An 18206-nucleotide genomic window follows, 5' to 3' on the forward strand; every position below is an offset into this window, starting at 1 on the left:
CATATGAATCACAAGGTTGAAACAATTCATTTCTATCATACAAATGATATCCACAGTCATTTTGAAAGCTGGCCGCAAATTAGTAGGCTTCTTTGTGACAAAAAGCGCGAGCATTTAATAGAAGGAGATGCTTGTTATCATTTTGACATCGGAGATCACGTTGATCGTTCTCATCCATTTACGGAAGGGACGAAAGGTCAAGGAAACATCCGATTGTTGAATGAAGCAGGCTATGATGCGGTAACAATCGGCAACAACGAAGGAATTACCATGTCGAAAGAGGCTTTATCTACTCTTTATAAGGATGCCAAGTTCGATGTCATACTAAGTAATTTATACGAAGAAGATGGTAGTCGTCCAAAATGGTTGTTACCTTATAGAATCTACGTTACTGAGCAAGGGACAAGAATTGGTGTTATAGGAGCTACTGCAGAATATAAAGCCTTCTATTTGAAGCTCGGCTGGCAAGTGACGGCGCCTCGCCAAAATTTAAAGCTTGTTGCTGAAAGCATTGCTGCTGAGACGGATGTAATTGTTTGTCTATCACATATGGGAATCCATGAAGATGAAAAGCTTGCAGAAGAATGTTCAGAAATCGATGTCATTTTAGGCGCGCATACGCATCATCTATTTCATGACGGCAAATTGATTGGTAATACACTTTTGGCTGCAACAGGTAAATACGGTGAGTATGTTGGTCATGTAACTGTGAAATTTAACACGGATGCTAAAGAACTTTTACAAATGGATGCGGAACTTGTCAGGACAGATTCGATTGAAAGCAATGAAAAAGATATTGAAAAAGTAAATGATCTAATCAAAATAGGAAAGCAGGCAATGGAGGAACAAGTTTTTTATAATCCTTCTCACTTATCTCAAAATCTATTTGATGTTAGTTCGCTGTCCTCTTTCTTTGGTAGAGCGCTCATTGCGTATTCTCAAGCGGATTGTGCCATGTTTAACGCAGGAATATTTCTAGGTAGTCTCGAAAAGGGGTGGGTGACAAAAGAGGATTTACATTCACTTCTACCTCATCCAATCAATTTATGTCTCATTACACTCGATGGATCAGAATTGAAAGAAGTCTATGAGCTGTCATTAACGAAAGAGTGGCCGCAAATTGAAATCAAAGGACTTGGTTTCCGTGGCTCGTTAATGGGTGCGATGATTCATGAAAGACTTTATAAAAATAGAAATGATCAGCTTTTTGCGGGCAATCGGGAGGTTGTATCAGGTCAAAAATATACACTTGCAACACTGGATATGTTTACTTTCGGTTTTTTCTTTCCATCGCTTAAACATGCAGAAATAGAGTACTATATGCCTGAATTAATCAGGGATGTGCTTGGTTGGTACGGAACCACACTAATTAAAGAATGAACGACTACCTTCCTGCATAACGTATAGTAGGAGGAGTCGTCTTGAGATTTCACGGCCAAGTTACTAGAAAATCCAGGAAGAAAAAACGCAAATTGTTACCCCTTCTTATTCCTGCAATTCTTATCGCAATTGCCCTTTTTATTTACATTATTAATGCAAGGCTTGCCCCAATTTATATTCAATATGCAGAGGTACAGACAGAAAAAATCGCGGCCCATGTTATCAATAAAGCCATCAATTCCAGGACTGCCAATGTACTTGATGTCAATGATATCATTGTAAACGTCCCGAACGATTCTAAAGGGATGGTGAAATTCAACACTGAAATCATCAACAGAGTATTAGCGGAGACACATGGTCTTGTCGAGTCCCATCTTCAACAGGCTGAAGCGGGCAATCTAGCTTTATTACCAACAGATGAGATAGAATTTGATTCGCAAGCAATGAAACGTGAAGAGGGAATTGTCTTTTTTGTCCCTCTTGCTCAAGCGGCAAATATTCCACTACTAGGGAACTTAGGGCCTAAAATACCGATTCGTTTTCATGTCATAGGTCAAGTACAAGCGACTATAGATACAAAAATTAGTGAATTTGGTATTAACAATGCCGTTGTTGAAGTGAATATATTATTAACAGTAAATGTCCAAATCATTGTCCCACTTGCAACAAAGCAAAGTGTAGTGACACAGAAGATTCCGGTAGCTATGGGACTAATTCAATCAACAGTACCTCAAATCTATACGACTGGTGGTGGGGATCCGCCATCGGTCGAAGTTCCAGCCCCTCCCGCGATAGAGGAATGAAAAGGGACTTGAAAATGCTGTGGATAACTGATAGGCTAGTAGAGGATTGAAATATCGATTGGGTAGAGGCTGCATTGCTTATTAGTCACACACGCGAGATTGACACCGATGACCGTGTGTAAAAGGAAGCTTTGCCGAAGTTTGGTAAGATCGTCGGGATCTATCAGGCTGGGGTTATTCCGAATAGGGATAACACTGTCATACATTTTTGAACATGTATGATGAGCTACAAGTCGTGAGTTAGATAAGCAGTATTAGTTATCCAACAAACGAAACGTAGATAAAGCCGGCTCCTGATGCACTCTGCTGAGTGTAATTAGTAGCCGTTTTTTTATTCCCCCTATACAGGGCCTCAACCCGACTAAATGGAGGAATAGTAGATGATAGGAACATGGGTATCAATTTTACCACCACTAATCGCAATTATTATGGTGTTTGCAACTAAACGGGTGCTGTTGTCGCTCGGAGCAGGAATAGTCTCAGGTGCTCTGCTGGCGGCGTCGTTCGGACCTGTTGAATCATTAAAAAATTTATTGGAGTCAGTTGAGGCTACATTTTGGGATGGTGGACTGAATACAGGGAACATTTACATTATCCTTTTCATCCTTCTATTAGGGGTTATCACTGCATTTGTTAGTTTATCCGGTGGAAGCAGGGCATTTGCAGAATGGGCAGTGCGGCACATCAAAACAAAACGTGGTGCAAAACTGCTCACAGTATTTCTCGGTATAGCTATTTTTGTGGATGACTATTTCAATGCATTGGCAGTTGGCCAAATTGCTCGTCCGATTACAGATCAGCATCGAGTTTCAAGAGCAAAACTAGCTTATTTCATCGATTCAACCTCAGCACCGATTTGTGTCATTTCACCAATTTCAAGTTGGGGTGCCTTTTTAATAGGCCAACTTGCACTTATATTTGGTGGTGCTGCAGCGATTAGCTATTCACCACTATCTGCCTTCATTATGATGGCGCCTATGAATTTTTACGTTATTGCAACACTTGCAATGGTGTTTTTCCTTGCGTGGACCAATTTCGATCTATTCGAAATGAAGAGACATGAACAACTTGCTACAGAAACAGGTCAATTATTTGATCCTGCTAAAACAATTCCAGGTCAGTTAAAAGAAGACTTCCCAGTACACGCACATGGCCGCGTTCGGGATTTAGTCGCACCAATCGTCACACTTGTTGCAGTGACATTTGCGGTTATGATTTGGACAGGTTATTTAGCCGGCGGATCAATGAACCTTTTGTCAATTTTTGAAAATACGGATGTCTCTCTTGCATTACTGTCGGGTGGAATTATCGCCACGCTAATAGCGGTAGTATTATATATGCAACAGATGAAAAATAATGAAACGGCAAGCTATTCTCTTATTGGCAGTGCCTTTATAAATGGATTGAAAGCAATGATGCCACCTGTGCTGATTCTTATTTTTGCGTGGTCATTATCATTCCTGATAGGAAAATTGGAAACAGGCTTATATTTATCAGAGCTTGTGTTGAAATCGAATATATCGGTTTCATTCCTGCCGGTCATCATGTTTATCCTTGCTTGTATTATGGCCTTTTCGACAGGTAGCTCATGGGGGTCATTTGGTATTCTTATGCCGATTGCAGGCACCATAATGATTGACGCGGCACCGGAAATGTTACTGCCAGCACTTGCAGCAGTACTTGCGGGAGCAGTTTTCGGCGATCATGCTTCACCGATTTCTGACACAACGATTCTATCTTCTACAGGTGCAGGCTGTAACCATATAGATCACGTTGCGACACAGTTTCCTTATGCATTAATCTGTGCATTGGTGGCCACAATGGGCTATATCATCTTAGGTATCACAGGCTCCATATGGATAGGTCTAGTTGGTGTTATTGTTATTCTTGTAGTATTGTTTTCTGTTTGGACGATGAAAGCTAAAAAAGAGGCAACACAGCTGTCTTTATAATAGTAAATGATTGGAAGCGGTGAACTTTTTACCGCTTCTTTATTATGTTTAAAATAGTTTTCTAACAAAAAAATGTTTTGACAATAGTCAGATAGGTATATATACTAGGCGTTAAGACTAAAGTAATCAGAAAATGGTGAACTTCCATTCAATGATTAGTTAAAAGTATTAGGAAAGGATGATATTGTATAACTGATCTTTCTATTAACTGTTAGACTTATTCGAAGAAATTAAACTTCGAAAGATGAGAACTGAAAACTCTCTATAGACCGAATAGAAAGTTTGTTTTACAATAAGCATGTAAGCGGAAACAAAATGATATCTTTCGGAATGCTAAATCGTTTGTCGTACTAGTTCGATTTAAATTGTCGGAAGTATCAATCAAAAGGGGGATTTTATATGAAATTGAAAAAGTTTGCAAGTGTATTTGCCGCTTCCGCTCTAGTAGTCGGATTGTTGGCAGGGTGTGGTGCAGGGGACAAAGCTGAGGAAGGAAGCACAGGTGAATCTAAGGGCGGCGATACGATTAAAGTCGGAGTCAACCTTGAACTATCAGGTGCTGTTGCATCTTATGGTACTTCCGAACTATCGGGAATTGAACTTGCAGTTGAAGAAATTAACGCAGCAGGTGGAGTTGACGGCAAGGAAATTGAACTTGTCAAAGTCGATAATAAGTCTGAACCTGCCGAAGCAACGAGTGCAGCGCTTAAATTGATCACTCAGGATAAAGTAATTGCAATCATCGGAGCAGCTACAAGTGGTGCTACTGTTGCACAGGCTGAAATCGCTAATGGCAACAAAACTCCACTTATCAGCCCATCTGGGACAAGCCCGAACGTAACAGTTAAAGATAACGGGGACGTTAATGAATTCGTATTCCGTACGTCATTTATTGACCCATTCCAAGGAACGGTTGCAGCAAACTTTGCAGCGAATGATCTTGGTGTTAAAAACGTAGCTATTTTCTCTGATAATGCAAGCGATTATTCAAAAGGTCTTGCATCATCGTTCAAAAAAGATTTTGAAGCTGCAGGTGGTAAAATTGTTGCTGAAGAATCTTACGTAGGTAAAGATTCTGATTTCCGTTCAACTCTTACACGCATTAAGGCAGCAAATCCTGAATTCATTTTCATACCTGGATACTATGAAGAAGTAGGATTGATTGTTAAACAGGCTCGTGAAATGGGTATCACTGTTCCACTTATGGGAGCAGATGGTTGGGATTCTCCAATTCTACTTGAACTTGCCGGTGCAGAAGCATTGAATAACACATTTACAACAAATCACTATTCATCTGAAGATCCAGACGGTATCATTCAAGAATTCAACAAAAAGTTCAATGACAAATATAGTAAATCACCTGACGCATTTAATGCACTTGGTTATGACACGGTTTATCTATTAGCTGATGCTATTAAACGTGCAGGCGGTCCAGATTCTGTGAAGATTAAAGATGCTCTAGCTGAAACAAAAGATCTTGAGCTTGTAACTGGCTTGTATTCGGTTGATGAAAACCATCACCCTGTCAAATCGGCTACTATTCTTGAATACAAAGACGGCGAACAAGTCTTCAATACAAAAGTTAATCCTTAAATCAATCACGCAACTAATAGAAGTGGTAAACTTCTGCTGAATGAAGTTAAAACTGTAGGAATGGAGGGAGGATGTCCTCCCCTCATTCCTTTTTTAAGCCTTATTTTAAAGCTGGAAAAGGAGTGAAAAGTTAATGGAATGGTTACAACAGCTAATAAACGGTATTTCACTCGGCAGTATTTATGCGTTAATTGCACTAGGCTATACAATGGTTTATGGAATTATCAAACTCATAAACTTCGCACATGGTGAAATCTTTATGATTGGTGCATTTATTGGGTATTACTCCATCGCGGGTTGGGGTCTTGGATTCATCCCTGCCCTACTATTATCAATGGCTTCCTGCGCAGTTATTGGCGTTCTTATCGAACGAATAGCCTACAAAAGATTACGAAATGCGACAAGAATCGCGGCGTTGATTACTGCAATTGGGGTGTCACTTCTTATTCAAAATGGTGTCATTTATATGCGTGGTGCGCAACCTAATGCGTATCCAGAAGTACTACGCAATAAATCATTTGATTTTTTCGGTGCTCAAATAAGCAGTCAGTCAATCCTAATTCTTTCTGTTTCTGTCACATTGATGATCATTCTTCAATTTGTTGTACATAAAACGAAAATCGGAAAAGCGATGCGAGCTGTTTCCTATGATGCTGAAGCAGCTAAGCTGATGGGAATTAATGTTGACAACACAATCTCGGCTACGTTTGCGATTGGATCAGCTTTGGCTGGTGCAGCGGGCGTTATTTTCGGTATTTATTATACAAAGATTGACCCGTTAATGGGTATTATTCCTGGTTTGAAAGCATTCGTCGCAGCTGTCCTTGGTGGAATTGGAATTATTCCCGGAGCCATGGCTGGAGGTCTTGTGCTTGGAGTAGTAGAAACATTTGTCAGTGCGCTTGGTTTCTCTCTTTGGAGAGATGCTGCGGCATTCGTCATTTTGATTTTAATACTCATCTTCAAACCGTCGGGACTCTTTGGTAAAAATACACGTGAGAAAGTGTAGGTGAAACAATATCATGAAAAAGTCAAAACAGTTTTGGTCATTTATTGCTTCATCTCTAATCGTTTATACGGTTATTCAAGTGCTCATCAGTGTAGGTATATTAAATGATTTTCATTCTAATACATTAATCTTTATGGCAATTAATATTATGTTGGCCGTCAGTTTGCACTTAGTAATTGGTGTTACAGGACAGTTTTCACTTGGTCATGCAGGATTCCTAGCAGTGGGAGCCTATATTTCGGCAATCGTGACGATGAAATTCCAACTGCCATTTCCAGTTGCAATTTTAGCGGCAGGGGTTATTGCTACAATTGCAGGGCTAATCATTGGGATTCCAAGTTTACGGCTACGCGGCGATTATCTAGCAATTGCTACACTTGGATTTGCGGAAATCATTCGTATTGTTTTCTTGAATATTGAATATGTAGGTGGAGCGGCAGGGATGCAAGTGACGCATTTAACTACATGGACCTCTGCGTTTATCTGTCTTTTCGTTACAATAGTAGTTATCGTCAATTTCACAAATTCAAGGCATGGCCGCGCGTGTATCTCAGTTCGAGAGAATGAAATTGCGTCGGACGCTATGGGAATCAATACAACGTATTACAAAGTATTAGCGTTTGCAATTGGTTCTTTCTTTGCAGGAGTTGCTGGGGCTTTGTATGCACATAACTTTTACATTATTCAACCTGCTAACTTTGGATTCTTAAAGTCAATTGATATTTTGATCTATGTTGTGTTGGGTGGTTTAGGAAGTTTGTCAGGAGCAATTGTTGCAACAATATTATTAACAATCGTTTCCACGTTCTTACAAAGTTATCCTGAAACACGCATGATCATCTATAGTCTAGTACTTATCATTGTTATGCTTTATCGTCCAAAAGGCTTAATGGGCACAATGGAAATAACGGATTACTTCAAGTTATGGAGAGGTTCGAAAGGAGGCAGCCAGCATGACAAGTGAACCGTTACTGAGAGTGACAGATGTAGGTATACAGTTTGGCGGGCTGAAGGCAGTTTCGAATTTCAATATGGAAATCAATCAAGGTGAACTTATTGGGCTCATTGGTCCAAATGGAGCGGGTAAGACAACGAGTTTCAACTTATTGACAGGTGTTTATAAGCCTACCGAAGGCGATATTTTATTCAAAGGGAAACGCATTAATGGTATGGCTCCTTATCAGGTAACACGTAGGGGAATTAGCCGGACATTCCAAAATATTAGGTTGTTCAATGAACTATCCGTTTTGGATAATGTTAAAGTTGCTTATCACTCATTAGCGAAGCATTCAGTTCTAAGTTCTATGCTACGCCTTCCATCCCATTTTTCTGGGGAGAAAGAAATGGAAGAAAAAGCAATGGAATTCCTCAAGATTTTTGAATTGGATAAATATAGAGATGAAGATGCAAAAAACTTGGCATATGGGAAGCAGCGAAGGCTTGAAATTGCACGCGCATTAGCCGCAGGCCCGGAGTTGTTACTACTTGATGAACCAGCTGCTGGGATGAACCCGCAGGAAACGAAAGAGCTAATGGAGTTAATTGCATTTGTCCGTAAGAAATTCAATCTAACCATTTTATTAATTGAACATGATATGAATTTGGTAATGGGGATTTGTGAACGTATTTACGTATTGGATCATGGTGTACTTCTTGCTGAAGGAACTCCTGAAGAAATCCGTAATAATCCGAAAGTAATCGAGGCTTATTTAGGGGAGGAAGTTGACGAATGAGTATGCTGAAAGTTGACAACCTCAACGTCTATTATGGTAGTATCCATGCGCTTAAAGGTGTATCTTTACATGTAGATCAAGGTGAAATTGTGACATTGATTGGTGCGAATGGTGCTGGGAAGAGTACGTTGTTGAAAACATTATCAGGTTTATTAAAACCAAAAGAAGGCACTATAGAGTATTTGAATGATTCAATAGCGGGTAAGCAAGCCCAAGCCATTGTAAAAGCAGGAATCTCCCATGTACCTGAAGGAAGACGAGTATTTGCAGATATGAGCGTTGAAGAGAATATTGAATTAGGTGCTTTTTTAAGAAAAGATAAAGCGGGTATTCAACAAGATTTCCAAAAAGTCTATGAGATTTTTCCACGCTTGCATGAACGACGCAAACAATCAGCGGGAACGCTGTCTGGCGGAGAGCAGCAGATGTTAGCGATGGGTAGGGCTATCCTGGCAAGACCGAAATTGTTGTTGTTGGATGAGCCCTCAATGGGACTGGCTCCACTAATGGTTAAGACGATTTTTCAAGTCGTCAAGGATATTAATCAAGAGGGAACAACGATTCTCCTCGTAGAGCAAAATGCCAATATGGCCTTGTCAATTGCTAACCGTGCGTACGTTATTGAAACGGGGCGTGTCATTCTTTCGGGGACTGCTGAGGAACTGCATGCCAGTGAAGAAATCAAGAATGCTTACTTAGGTGGCCATTAATTGAAAAGAGACAGTGCTTGGTAACCGGCACTGTCTCTTTCTTTATAAGGTAATCGAATTAGACCCTAGGGATGGTTGTTTGAAGTCTGAATATATGATACATTAGCAACAGTAGTGAAAACACTTTATAAGTTTGTAGGAATGGAGTCGGTCGTCGTGTCATGCAAACCGGAACAGGGAAACAGAACGGAACACGTTAGAAAACCCGATTGGTTGAAAATCAAGCTAAATACGAATGATAACTATACAGGCCTTAAAAAAATTATGCGTGAGAATAATTTAAATACTGTATGTGAAGAAGCTCGTTGTCCAAATATCCATGAATGTTGGGGAGAGCGCCGTACTGCTACATTTATGATTCTTGGTGCAGTTTGTACACGTGCATGCCGTTTTTGCGCCGTTAAAACAGGTTTACCAACAGAACTAGATCTTGCAGAACCAGAACGCGTTGCAGATTCTGTTGCGCTTATGAATTTAAAGCATACAGTTGTTACAGCAGTAGCGCGTGATGATCAGAAAGATGGAGGATCTGCGGTATTTGCAGAAACAATCCGTGCAATTCGTAGAAAAAATCCATTTACAACAGTTGAAGTTCTGCCATCTGATATGGGCGGCGTTTATGAGAACCTTGAGCGACTCATGGATGCAAAACCAGATATCTTGAATCACAATATCGAAACGGTACGTCGCCTAACACCAAGGGTTCGTGCGCGAGCGACATATGACCGTTCACTTGAACTATTGCTTCGTGCAAAAGAAATGCAACCTGATATTCCTACAAAATCTTCTTTGATGCTTGGTCTTGGTGAAACACATGAAGAAATTCTCGAGACAATGGATGACCTTATTGCGCATAAAGTTGATATAATGACAATAGGCCAGTATTTACAGCCTAGTAAAAAACATTTAAAAGTACAAAAGTATTATTCGCCGCAAGAATTTGGCGAGTTGAGAAAAATTGCAATGTCCAAAGGGTTCTCACACTGTCAGGCGGGTCCACTCGTACGCTCGAGTTACCATGCTGATGAGCAGGTGAACGCGGCTGCAAAAGAAAGGCAGCGTCAAGGTGATGAACAACTTGAAACAACACTGCAAAGTTAAATTGGCGGTGAAAGTTGATTGATAATTTTAGAAAACTGGCAATTTGATATACTGACAGACTACCGTGAGGGATTTAATGAAGAGGCTTTGCTTGCAAGATACAGTGATGTTCTCCTCAAATACGACTACATACTTGGGGACTGGGGATACGGACAACTCCGTTTAAAAGGGTTTTTCGAAGATACAAACCAGAAAGCAACGTATGAAACAAAAATCAGCACCTTACAGGATTATCTTTACGAATACTGTAATTTTGGCTGTGCCTATTTTGTATTGAAAAAATCAGGCCGGGTTAAACTGGAAGCAGAGACTCCCGAAACTCCTGAAGTATCTGAATAACTAGGCTCGCGCGTGGATCTTGAATCTGCCCGCGAGTTTTTTGTTGTATAGAAAATGATAAAATTCACGACCTATGGATAACCTTTGAAAAATGATAGTCCACGAACAGAATCCTGCGCCTGGAGGTTCTTAGGTTGGAATGTATATATGATTGGTTGCGGGACGTAAATGCTCGTTTGCGTGTATATATGATTGGTTGCGGGACGTTAATGCTTGTTTGTGTGTATATATGATTGGTTACGGTATGTTAATGCTCGTTTGCGTGTATATATGATTGGTCGCGGGACGTAAATGCTCGTTTGTGTGTATATATGATTGGTAGCGGGAGGTAAATGCTCGTTTGTGTGTATATATGGTTGCTCTCGGTATGTTAACGCTCGTTTTGCGGGATATATATAATCAGTCTCGCTTACGCTTTCATTATCCCCCCTATAGATAGAACAAATGAATACCTATTTATACTGAGCGGAGGCGCCTTACAAGGGGATATCTGTATTTCAAAATATCTAGTATCGCAAATATGGTATCATAAGATGAAAATAGTTGAACAATCAGGAGGGAAAGTCCATGTATTTTGTTGACCGAAACCAAATCAGTGAATCGCTAAATCATATGGAAGTTTTACTTGAATTGTACAGAAATGAAAAAGAGTGGCAGAAGGATATTATCCATTCACTTGCGCTTGAACGGATAGCGAATGTACTTATCGAGTCGATTATTGACGTCGGAAATTCGATGATTGACGGTTTTATCATGCGTGACCCAGGGAGTTACGAAGATATTATTGACATAATGGAAGACGAGCGTGTTATCACTTCCGAAATAGCAGGACCGTTAAAAGTGGTAATTGAACTTAGAAAAATGATTGTGCGTGAGTTCACTAAGGTAGACGTTGGGATGATAATCGAAGTATTGAATGCCTCAATGGATGAACTCCTTGAGTTTCCAAAAAAAGTGCGTCATTATCTTGAAAATGAGCTTGGTCCAGTATCTGCCTTCTTACCGGAAGAGAAATGATTATGGATAAATACAAAGCAATCTGTCTTGATTTAGATGGAACTGTTTACCGCGGGACTGAACCGATTTCGGAAGCGGTCTCTTTCATTGGAAATATGCAACAAAATGGAATCGATCCCTATTTCATCACAAATAATTCTTCGATGACACGTGTGCAGCTTCGGGAGAAACTGGCATCATTCGGAATAATCGCAGATTCTGACCGCATCATGACATCTGCGATTGCTGCCGCAAAGTACTGTAAAGAAAATTATAGCGGTGCATCTGTTATGATGATTGGTGAAAAAGGGTTGGAAGAAGCATTAGCGTCTGAAGGGATAGCAATCACAGCAACGAATCCCGATGTTGTTATCATGGGGATTGACCGAAGTATAACGTATGCGAAATTGGCGGATGCTTGTCTGGCGTTACGGGGAGGCGCGCATTTCATTGCAACAAACAGTGATAAAGCATTTCCCACGGAAAGAGGACTTGTTCCGGGGAATGGATCGTTTGTCACCTTAATGGAAAGTGCAACTGGGGTATTGCCGCTATTTGTTGGGAAACCTGAGCCGCATATGCTTGAATTCATTCAGGTAGAAAACGGCTTTCGAAAAGAAGAGATGGTTATGATTGGTGATAACTACGATACGGATATACAAGCGGGAATTCGTTTTGGCATTGATACAATACATGTTGCAGGAGGCGTCACTTCGCCAAAAGAAGTACTCTTGAAATCGCAGCAACCGACTTATTCGTACCAGACATTACTTGATTGGATAATATAAAAAAGCTAGCCGCCTGAAAAGGGCGGTTAGCCATAATGCTCAAAAGAGCGGATTGTCTTCTATATATTGATAGATGCGCTCGGTCAGCTCGTCGTTTGTATCTGCTTCGACGATTTCACCATTGACGATTGCATACAGCGATTCTGAACATTTTGTACAGTAACTTAAACAACCATACTCAAGAACATCAAGATTTGGATCTTTCTCCAATTTTTCAAATGTTTCTTGTGAATAGTTTGCGATATTACTCATGCAAAATTCGACAATCGGATTCACGATGATCACCTCACCTATTTGAAATCCTACTCTTTTTTTCTTCGCACGTCAACAATCTGGCATTACCGGATGGACCGACTAAATTAACCACGTTCTATGGGGTGAGACTAAATAATTATATGTGTTGAACGTATGAATACCTTCATAAATACAGCGTAGATGACCTTGTATGGGGGAGTCGAAGCTGATTTAAAGGTTTTTTAAAATCATAAAGAAATTATTCATGTTGATTAAAATTGCACTTTACCGTGAATCATTGTGAAGCATGTCACAAACTGATATAATCGTAATTGGGAAAACAACGGATTAATGGATTACGAAGGAGAAAACTTATGAGAAAACTTGTATTATTAGGTGCCGGATATGGGAATATGCGCATTTTACTACGTTTATTGACAAAAGAATTGCCGAGTGATGTCGAAATAACGCTTGTCGATCGGACTCCGTTTCATAGTTTGAAGACGGAATTTTATGCGCTTGCATCTGGAACTGTATCGGACTCAGTCGTGCGTGTTCCACTTCCGGAACATGATAGGCTGAAAGTTGTTGGCGGAGAAATTATAGAAATCAGGCCGGATGAGAAGTGCGTCTATCTTGATGATGGCGTGCAAATCATGTATGACGAATTGGTAATTGGGCTTGGCTGTGAAGATAACTATCATGACGTACCAGGAGCGGCAGAGTACACGTATAGTATTCAGACGATTGGTAAATCCAGGATTACGTACGAAAAACTTCTTGGTCTTGGTAGTGGTGCAACGATTGGTATTGTTGGAGCCGGCTTAAGTGGGATCGAACTTGCAAGTGAACTCCGGGAAAGTAGACCCGATTTGAACATTAAGCTGTTCGATCGCGGCCCACGGATTTTGAGGGACTTCCCTGAGAGACTTAGTAATTATGTTAAAGGGTGGTTTGACGAACATAATGTAGACGTCGTTGCGAGTTCTAACATTACAAAAGTGGAACCGACGACCCTGTTTAACCACGAAGAAACAATCGCGGTTGATGCGGTTGTCTGGACAGCTGGGATTCGCCCGGTTGCACCTGTGGAAAAAATTGATACGGAAAAAGACGGATCAGGTCGGGTTGTACTGAACAAGTATCATCAGTTGCCTGAATTTAACGATGTCTATATCGTAGGAGACTGTGCGGCGCTTCCTTATGCTCCAAGTGCGCAAGTAGCTGAGGAACAGGCGGAACAGATTGTACGCATATTACGTAACGTTTGGAACAACGAACCACTTCCGGAAACTATGCCGGAAATCAAGCTGAAAGGGTTCCTCGGATCCCTTGGTAAGAAGCAAGGATTTGCATACCTTGCTGACCGTACTGTAACAGGCCGTATTGCACGATTGTTGAAGTCTGGTGTGCTCTGGATGTACAAATGGCATAATGGTTGACAAAAAACCTTATTCGCATAGTCGCGAATAAGGTTTTTTTTATTGTCTAGGAAATTATAAATCTCGTATTGTGGGTAAGTTGTAACGTAGTGATTTTACGTCTATATATTCGTCACTACTTAATTTGGCATTAACTAGGTGATAAACCTCATCAGTATAACGAACAAATCTAGCGAAGGAGCGACAAGTGTGAGTCGAAGCAATAAGACCAAGGAGGGATGCAGTTCAATCCCTCCCAAGGGATCTTCTGGCGGGCTTATTACTTGAGGCCATCACCAAGCGACAAAGCGGTGTTGGAAGAACATTCTATTTATTAAGCACCGACCATATAGACTTCAGCGCTTTTGTTCTTCTCATTTATCTTGAAATTTTATCAGTTTAAGATTCAGCTATATAGCCGTTCTTTTCAAGCGCAGCAAATACCGGTTTTAATTGAATATAGCCTTCACCAATCATTTCGTCGTTGATCATGACTAGCGGATAGAAGAACTCATCGTCCTGTATTTGCTGGACAATTTTTTTGTGTTTGTCGTCGGAAACAGTAGACTCGATATCAATGTAAGTGATATCGTATGGCTGATTCGGGTACTTTCTATCGATAGCAGCTTGAAGCCATTCGTATGTGTCTTTGGATGAAGGTGAATTGACACAGCTTGCACAGATGATATCTGCACCATAAATTTCAATGATTGTAGTAGTGATACTCATATTAATTGTCCCCTCCCGATTGATTGTTGGATTTTTTCTTCTTTCCAGTTTATAATAAGTATAAGGAAAGGAGAGTTAAAAAACAATGACAGATACATCGTTAACTGAACCAGTACAAGAAGTATTAGATAAATTACGTCCATTCCTCCTACGTGATGGGGGAGACTGTGAACTTGTGGATATCGAGGATGGCATCGTGAAACTTCGCCTTCTTGGTGCTTGCGGTACATGCCCAAGCTCGACGATTACACTAAAAGCAGGGATCGAACGAGCACTTTTGGAAGAAGTTCCAGGTGTCGTTGAGGTAGAACAAGTATTTTGATTTTAAGTGGGACGGTCCGAATTTCGGTCCGTCTTTTCTATTTTATTGCCCGAATATCTTGCCATCGTTCTTTTGTCATCTCGATGAGCTTCGGTTCAGAGGATGTGCGTTGGCGTTCTAGAATGCGCGAAAAGCTTTTTATTGCCTCATTCTCATCACCGATTTTCCAAGATAATTCTGCAATCAAATACAATACCCTTGTTTCTGACATTTGGGTTCCAGTGAAATCTCCTTCTGAAAATGCTGTAGTATAGAAATTTCGTGCGATTGTTAGAAAACGTTGTTCTTCTACCTCCGCTCCTTTATCACGATATAACCAAGCAATTCGTAAGGTAAGTCCTGCCAGTGTAAGAACATTTTCCTTTTTGAACATGGCGCTTAAATAGGCAAGCTTATAAGTTTCAATGGCTTCATTGATATCACGTGCTGCACTGAAAGATCGGCCATTCCAGTGAGATGTGATTCGTGCAGCTATGTCTTCTTCTGTGCCAGGAGCAAAATAAGAGGAAAAATCATCGGTAGAAGAGAAGCCACAGTGAGGGCAGACTGCAACGTTATAAAAGATTGGATTTACCTCTGGATTTGAGTAGACAGGTTTGAAGTCACTTTCGTGGGATGAAACCCGAATGAATCTTGAGCGAATTTTTGTGGTAGTGAAGTTTTGCTTACAATAAATGCATGCAACTTTTTTATCATAAAAAGGGCTGATTTCCATGTAGACCCACCTTTCGTACTAGTTAACTCATTATAGCGTATATCCTTCAACACTGGAGTTAATATGATTGCGTTTTGCTCGATTTAATTGCTATTATAGAAGGAAGAAAACAAAGGGAAGGTGAACACGAATGACACAAGTTGTTGAGGTTACTAAAGCTGCAGCAATTCATGTAAGAGAAATGATGCGTCATAATGAGGAAGAAGGGTCATTCCTGCGTGTCGCTGTGAACGGCGGAGGATGTAGTGGTTTGACATACGGAATGGGTTTTGAAACTGAAAAGTCACCGGATGATCTTCTGCTTGAACAGCATGGTTTACAAATTCTCGTTTCTAGTGAAGATGCCGGCGTTCTTGAAGGCACACAAGTCGATTATAAAGAGTCCCTTATGGGGGGCGGATTTACCATAAATAATCCCAATGCAATTGCTTCTTGCGGTTGTGGAACATCATTCAGAACAGCTAAGAAAGAAGGAACTCCAGCGGACTGCTGATTTCTTTTCTAGCTCTCCTAAATCATACTTAGGAGAGCTTTTTTTGTCGAATTATAGTTGTGTTTTTTTAGTCAGTATTTTCAAATATTTGCTATTTCAAATATACTATTGAAAAGCCCCATCAAAAGGGCTACTATAAGAGATAGAAGTTTGTCGAAAAAATGACAAAGGCCGGGACTGTGTAAATCGTCGGTGTACCGATTTCACGTGGGCCGGGCACATAAAAAAATCAAAGGTGGTTTCGATCTTCGTGAAAAGACCGACAATTTTAGTATTAGGCGCGGGTTATGGCGGTTTAACAACAGTTGTTAACTTGCAAAAATCTCTTGGAGCAGACGATGCAGATATCGTTCTTATAAACAAAAATGAGTATCACTATGAATCGACATGGCTTCATGAAGCAGCTGCAGGAACAATGTCTCCTGAATCAGTGCGTTATGATATCAAAGATGTTATTAACAGTAATAAAGTAAAATTCGTCCAAGCTGAAGTTCAAGCAATCGACGTTACTGGGAAAGTCGTAACGACAAATGTTGGTACACATACATACGATTACCTTGTTATCTCACTTGGTTTTGAAGGCGAAACATTTGGTATTCCAGGTCTTGATAAATATGCATTTTCTATTGCCAACGTTAAAGCAGCACGTCAAATTCGCGAACATATCGAATATCAATTTGCGACTTGGTCAACTGAAGAAGTTAAAGACGATAGCCGTCTGACAATTATCGTTGGAGGAGCGGGCTTCACAGGCATCGAGTTCCTTGGCGAGCTTGGTAACCGTGTACCTGAACTTTGCAAAGAGTTCGACGTTCCACAAGAAAAGGTACGCGTACTATGCGTAGAAGCAGCGCCAATGGTTCTTCCAGGATTTGACCCTGAGCTTGTAGATTATGCTGTTAAGCATTTGAACTCTAAAGGAATCGAATTCTCGATTGGTACGCCAGTTGTAGAAGCTACTCCTGAAGGCGTTAATATTAAAAAAGGCGAAGACGTATTTGAATTCGTCAAAGCTGGCACAGTCGTTTGGGCTGCAGGTGTCCGTGGTAACCGTCTAATCGAAGAAACGGGTATCGAAAACATGCGTGCTCGTGTCAAAGTAGACAAAGATCTTCGTGCACCGGGTCATTCCGATGTATTCATCGTTGGAGACTGCGCACTTATGATTAACGAAGCAGTGAACCGTCCATTCCCACCTACTGCACAAATTGCTATGCAACAAGGTGACATGTGTGCGAATAACATCATCGCACTTATGAAAGGTGAACCAACTTCTGACTTTACACCTGATTTAAAAGGTAGCGTTTGTTCACTTGGAGATAGCGATGCAATTGGTGTCGTATTCGGTAAAAAAGTAACGGGTACTAAAGCTTCATTCATGAAGAAAATGATTGATAATCGTGCGCTCTTCATGATTGGCGGAGTAGGTCTTACACTGAAAAAAGGTAAATTCAACTTACTTAAATAAAACACTTCTGAAGCACTCGCCCGTCCTTGACGGCGGGTGCTTTTTTAAAAGATGAGAAGGTATTAGTTATTCACTTGGAGTGGTTTCTAGGCTCCAGGCGCCAACCCCTCGGGTCATAAGCCGTTTTGCTGTGGAGGCAGAAATACGCCTCCTCGCAAACCGTCTTATGCCTGTCAGGGACGGACGGCGCCTTACGCTTTTCTTATTGTCTAGACTCCAGCGCCTAGCCCCTCGAGTCGCTTCAGGCCTTAAGATAAAGGCAAAGAACGCCTTTATCTTAAGGCCCTCCAGCGCTTTTCGGGTCTACCAGGCGCTTGCGCTTTTCTAGGTGTCTAGGCTCCAGCGCCTAGCCCCTGGGCCCACACGACGTGGGTCATGCAGCTGTTGCGACAGGATGCTGCGATCTTAAGCTGCCTTCCT

Annotated in this window: 19 protein-coding genes and 1 riboswitch; of the genes, 16 read left to right on the top strand and 3 right to left on the bottom strand. The window is 40.9% G+C overall.

What is annotated here, in order from left to right:
* Window positions 1–3: 3 nt before the first annotated feature.
* The 12 genes from AZE41_RS04965 to AZE41_RS05020 all read left to right on the top strand — a co-directional run bounded on the left by AZE41_RS04965 (window position 4) and on the right by AZE41_RS05020 (window position 12404).
* On the top strand, window positions 4–1380 hold the full coding sequence (locus tag AZE41_RS04965; RefSeq protein ID WP_067206348.1) for a bifunctional metallophosphatase/5'-nucleotidase: 1377 nt from the start codon (window positions 4–6) through the stop codon (window positions 1378–1380).
* Between the two features lie 41 nt (window positions 1381–1421).
* The gene (gene yunB, locus AZE41_RS04970) at window positions 1422–2183 is read left to right on the top strand and encodes a sporulation protein YunB (RefSeq protein ID WP_067206351.1); all 762 of its coding nucleotides are present in this window, start codon (window positions 1422–1424) and stop codon (window positions 2181–2183) included.
* 55 nt (window positions 2184–2238) lie between these two features.
* Window positions 2239–2420: riboswitch (Lysine riboswitch) on the top strand.
* Between the two features lie 143 nt (window positions 2421–2563).
* Window positions 2564–4135 (top strand): Na+/H+ antiporter NhaC family protein, encoded by a 1572-nt coding sequence (locus AZE41_RS04975; protein WP_067206352.1) that lies wholly within the window; start codon window positions 2564–2566, stop codon window positions 4133–4135.
* A gap of 399 nt (window positions 4136–4534) precedes the next feature.
* Window positions 4535–5728 carry an ABC transporter substrate-binding protein gene (locus AZE41_RS04980; protein WP_067206355.1) on the top strand — a complete coding sequence of 398 codons (1194 nt, stop codon included), beginning with the start codon at window positions 4535–4537 and terminating at the stop codon, window positions 5726–5728.
* A 133-nt stretch (window positions 5729–5861) separates the two neighbouring features.
* Entirely contained in the window at window positions 5862–6737 is an 876-nt protein-coding gene (locus AZE41_RS04985) for a branched-chain amino acid ABC transporter permease (RefSeq protein WP_067206357.1), read from the top strand.
* 13 nt (window positions 6738–6750) lie between these two features.
* Window positions 6751–7701 carry a branched-chain amino acid ABC transporter permease gene (locus tag AZE41_RS04990; protein ID WP_067206360.1) on the top strand — a complete coding sequence of 317 codons (951 nt, stop codon included), beginning with the start codon at window positions 6751–6753 and terminating at the stop codon, window positions 7699–7701.
* Window positions 7691–8470, top strand: coding sequence for an ABC transporter ATP-binding protein (locus AZE41_RS04995; protein ID WP_067206363.1), 780 nt, complete (start codon window positions 7691–7693; stop codon window positions 8468–8470). Before AZE41_RS04990 ends, AZE41_RS04995 begins: the two co-directional genes overlap by 11 nt.
* Before the next feature lie 2 nt (window positions 8471–8472).
* Window positions 8473–9180: an ABC transporter ATP-binding protein gene (locus tag AZE41_RS05000; protein WP_067213852.1), complete on the top strand. Its 708-nt coding sequence runs from the start codon at window positions 8473–8475 to the stop codon at window positions 9178–9180.
* A gap of 141 nt (window positions 9181–9321) precedes the next feature.
* The gene (gene lipA, locus AZE41_RS05005) at window positions 9322–10281 is read left to right on the top strand and encodes a lipoyl synthase (protein ID WP_067206365.1); all 960 of its coding nucleotides are present in this window, start codon (window positions 9322–9324) and stop codon (window positions 10279–10281) included.
* Between the two features lie 18 nt (window positions 10282–10299).
* On the top strand, window positions 10300–10620 hold the full coding sequence (locus AZE41_RS05010) for a YutD family protein (RefSeq protein WP_067206367.1): 321 nt from the start codon (window positions 10300–10302) through the stop codon (window positions 10618–10620).
* Between the two features lie 567 nt (window positions 10621–11187).
* On the top strand, window positions 11188–11637 hold the full coding sequence (locus AZE41_RS05015) for a DUF86 domain-containing protein (RefSeq protein ID WP_067206369.1): 450 nt from the start codon (window positions 11188–11190) through the stop codon (window positions 11635–11637).
* Window positions 11638–11639: 2 nt separating this feature from the next.
* Window positions 11640–12404 carry a TIGR01457 family HAD-type hydrolase gene (locus tag AZE41_RS05020; protein ID WP_067206371.1) on the top strand — a complete coding sequence of 255 codons (765 nt, stop codon included), beginning with the start codon at window positions 11640–11642 and terminating at the stop codon, window positions 12402–12404.
* Window positions 12405–12443: 39 nt separating this feature from the next.
* Here AZE41_RS05020 and AZE41_RS05025 read toward each other — a convergent pair whose 3' ends face one another.
* On the bottom strand, window positions 12444–12680 hold the full coding sequence (locus AZE41_RS05025; RefSeq protein ID WP_067206374.1) for a YuzB family protein: 237 nt from the start codon (window positions 12678–12680) through the stop codon (window positions 12444–12446).
* 332 nt (window positions 12681–13012) lie between these two features.
* On the opposite strand from AZE41_RS05025, the gene AZE41_RS05030 reads away from it, so the two are divergent.
* Entirely contained in the window at window positions 13013–14080 is a 1068-nt protein-coding gene (locus AZE41_RS05030) for an NAD(P)/FAD-dependent oxidoreductase (RefSeq protein ID WP_067206376.1), read from the top strand.
* A gap of 378 nt (window positions 14081–14458) precedes the next feature.
* Here AZE41_RS05030 and AZE41_RS05035 read toward each other — a convergent pair whose 3' ends face one another.
* On the bottom strand, window positions 14459–14788 hold the full coding sequence (locus AZE41_RS05035; RefSeq protein WP_067206379.1) for a YuzD family protein: 330 nt from the start codon (window positions 14786–14788) through the stop codon (window positions 14459–14461).
* An 85-nt stretch (window positions 14789–14873) separates the two neighbouring features.
* On the opposite strand from AZE41_RS05035, the gene AZE41_RS05040 reads away from it, so the two are divergent.
* Window positions 14874–15110, top strand: coding sequence for a NifU family protein (locus AZE41_RS05040; protein WP_067206382.1), 237 nt, complete (start codon window positions 14874–14876; stop codon window positions 15108–15110).
* 37 nt (window positions 15111–15147) lie between these two features.
* On the opposite strand, the gene AZE41_RS05045 is transcribed toward AZE41_RS05040, so the two are convergent.
* A complete protein-coding gene (locus AZE41_RS05045) occupies window positions 15148–15825 on the bottom strand; it encodes a DUF2225 domain-containing protein (RefSeq protein ID WP_067206384.1) in 678 nt (225 codons plus the stop codon).
* Between the two features lie 130 nt (window positions 15826–15955).
* Here AZE41_RS05045 and AZE41_RS05050 point away from each other — a divergent pair, with 130 nt between their 5' ends.
* Together AZE41_RS05050 and AZE41_RS05055 are read left to right on the top strand one after the other, a co-directional pair.
* A complete protein-coding gene (locus AZE41_RS05050) occupies window positions 15956–16318 on the top strand; it encodes a HesB/IscA family protein (RefSeq protein WP_067206387.1) in 363 nt (120 codons plus the stop codon).
* 250 nt (window positions 16319–16568) lie between these two features.
* A complete protein-coding gene (locus tag AZE41_RS05055) occupies window positions 16569–17786 on the top strand; it encodes an NAD(P)/FAD-dependent oxidoreductase (RefSeq protein WP_067206389.1) in 1218 nt (405 codons plus the stop codon).
* Window positions 17787–18206: the final 420 nt, after the last annotated feature.

Origin of the sequence: Sporosarcina psychrophila (assembly GCF_001590685.1) — a bacterium.
Lineage (GTDB): Bacteria > Bacillota > Bacilli > Bacillales_A > Planococcaceae > Sporosarcina > Sporosarcina psychrophila.

What these genes read in the sequence shown, in the direction of transcription:
- AZE41_RS05040 (WP_067206382.1), top strand. Translation starts at nt 14,874, where the DNA reads ATGACAGATACATCGTTAACTGAACCAGTACAAGAAGTATTAGATAAA.
- AZE41_RS04975 (WP_067206352.1), top strand. Translation starts at nt 2,564, where the DNA reads ATGATAGGAACATGGGTATCAATTTTACCACCACTAATCGCAATTATT.
- AZE41_RS04965 (WP_067206348.1), top strand. Translation starts at nt 4, where the DNA reads ATGAATCACAAGGTTGAAACAATTCATTTCTATCATACAAATGATATC.
- AZE41_RS05000 (WP_067213852.1), top strand. Translation starts at nt 8,473, where the DNA reads ATGCTGAAAGTTGACAACCTCAACGTCTATTATGGTAGTATCCATGCG.
- lipA (WP_067206365.1), top strand. Translation starts at nt 9,322, where the DNA reads ATGGAGTCGGTCGTCGTGTCATGCAAACCGGAACAGGGAAACAGAACG.
- AZE41_RS05030 (WP_067206376.1), top strand. Translation starts at nt 13,013, where the DNA reads ATGAGAAAACTTGTATTATTAGGTGCCGGATATGGGAATATGCGCATT.
- AZE41_RS05020 (WP_067206371.1), top strand. Translation starts at nt 11,640, where the DNA reads ATGGATAAATACAAAGCAATCTGTCTTGATTTAGATGGAACTGTTTAC.
- AZE41_RS04995 (WP_067206363.1), top strand. Translation starts at nt 7,691, where the DNA reads ATGACAAGTGAACCGTTACTGAGAGTGACAGATGTAGGTATACAGTTT.
- AZE41_RS04990 (WP_067206360.1), top strand. Translation starts at nt 6,751, where the DNA reads ATGAAAAAGTCAAAACAGTTTTGGTCATTTATTGCTTCATCTCTAATC.
- AZE41_RS04985 (WP_067206357.1), top strand. Translation starts at nt 5,862, where the DNA reads ATGGAATGGTTACAACAGCTAATAAACGGTATTTCACTCGGCAGTATT.
- AZE41_RS05050 (WP_067206387.1), top strand. Translation starts at nt 15,956, where the DNA reads ATGACACAAGTTGTTGAGGTTACTAAAGCTGCAGCAATTCATGTAAGA.
- AZE41_RS04980 (WP_067206355.1), top strand. Translation starts at nt 4,535, where the DNA reads ATGAAATTGAAAAAGTTTGCAAGTGTATTTGCCGCTTCCGCTCTAGTA.
- AZE41_RS05035 (WP_067206379.1), bottom strand. Translation starts at nt 14,788, where the DNA reads ATGAGTATCACTACTACAATCATTGAAATTTATGGTGCAGATATCATC.
- AZE41_RS05015 (WP_067206369.1), top strand. Translation starts at nt 11,188, where the DNA reads ATGTATTTTGTTGACCGAAACCAAATCAGTGAATCGCTAAATCATATG.
- AZE41_RS05045 (WP_067206384.1), bottom strand. Translation starts at nt 15,825, where the DNA reads ATGGAAATCAGCCCTTTTTATGATAAAAAAGTTGCATGCATTTATTGT.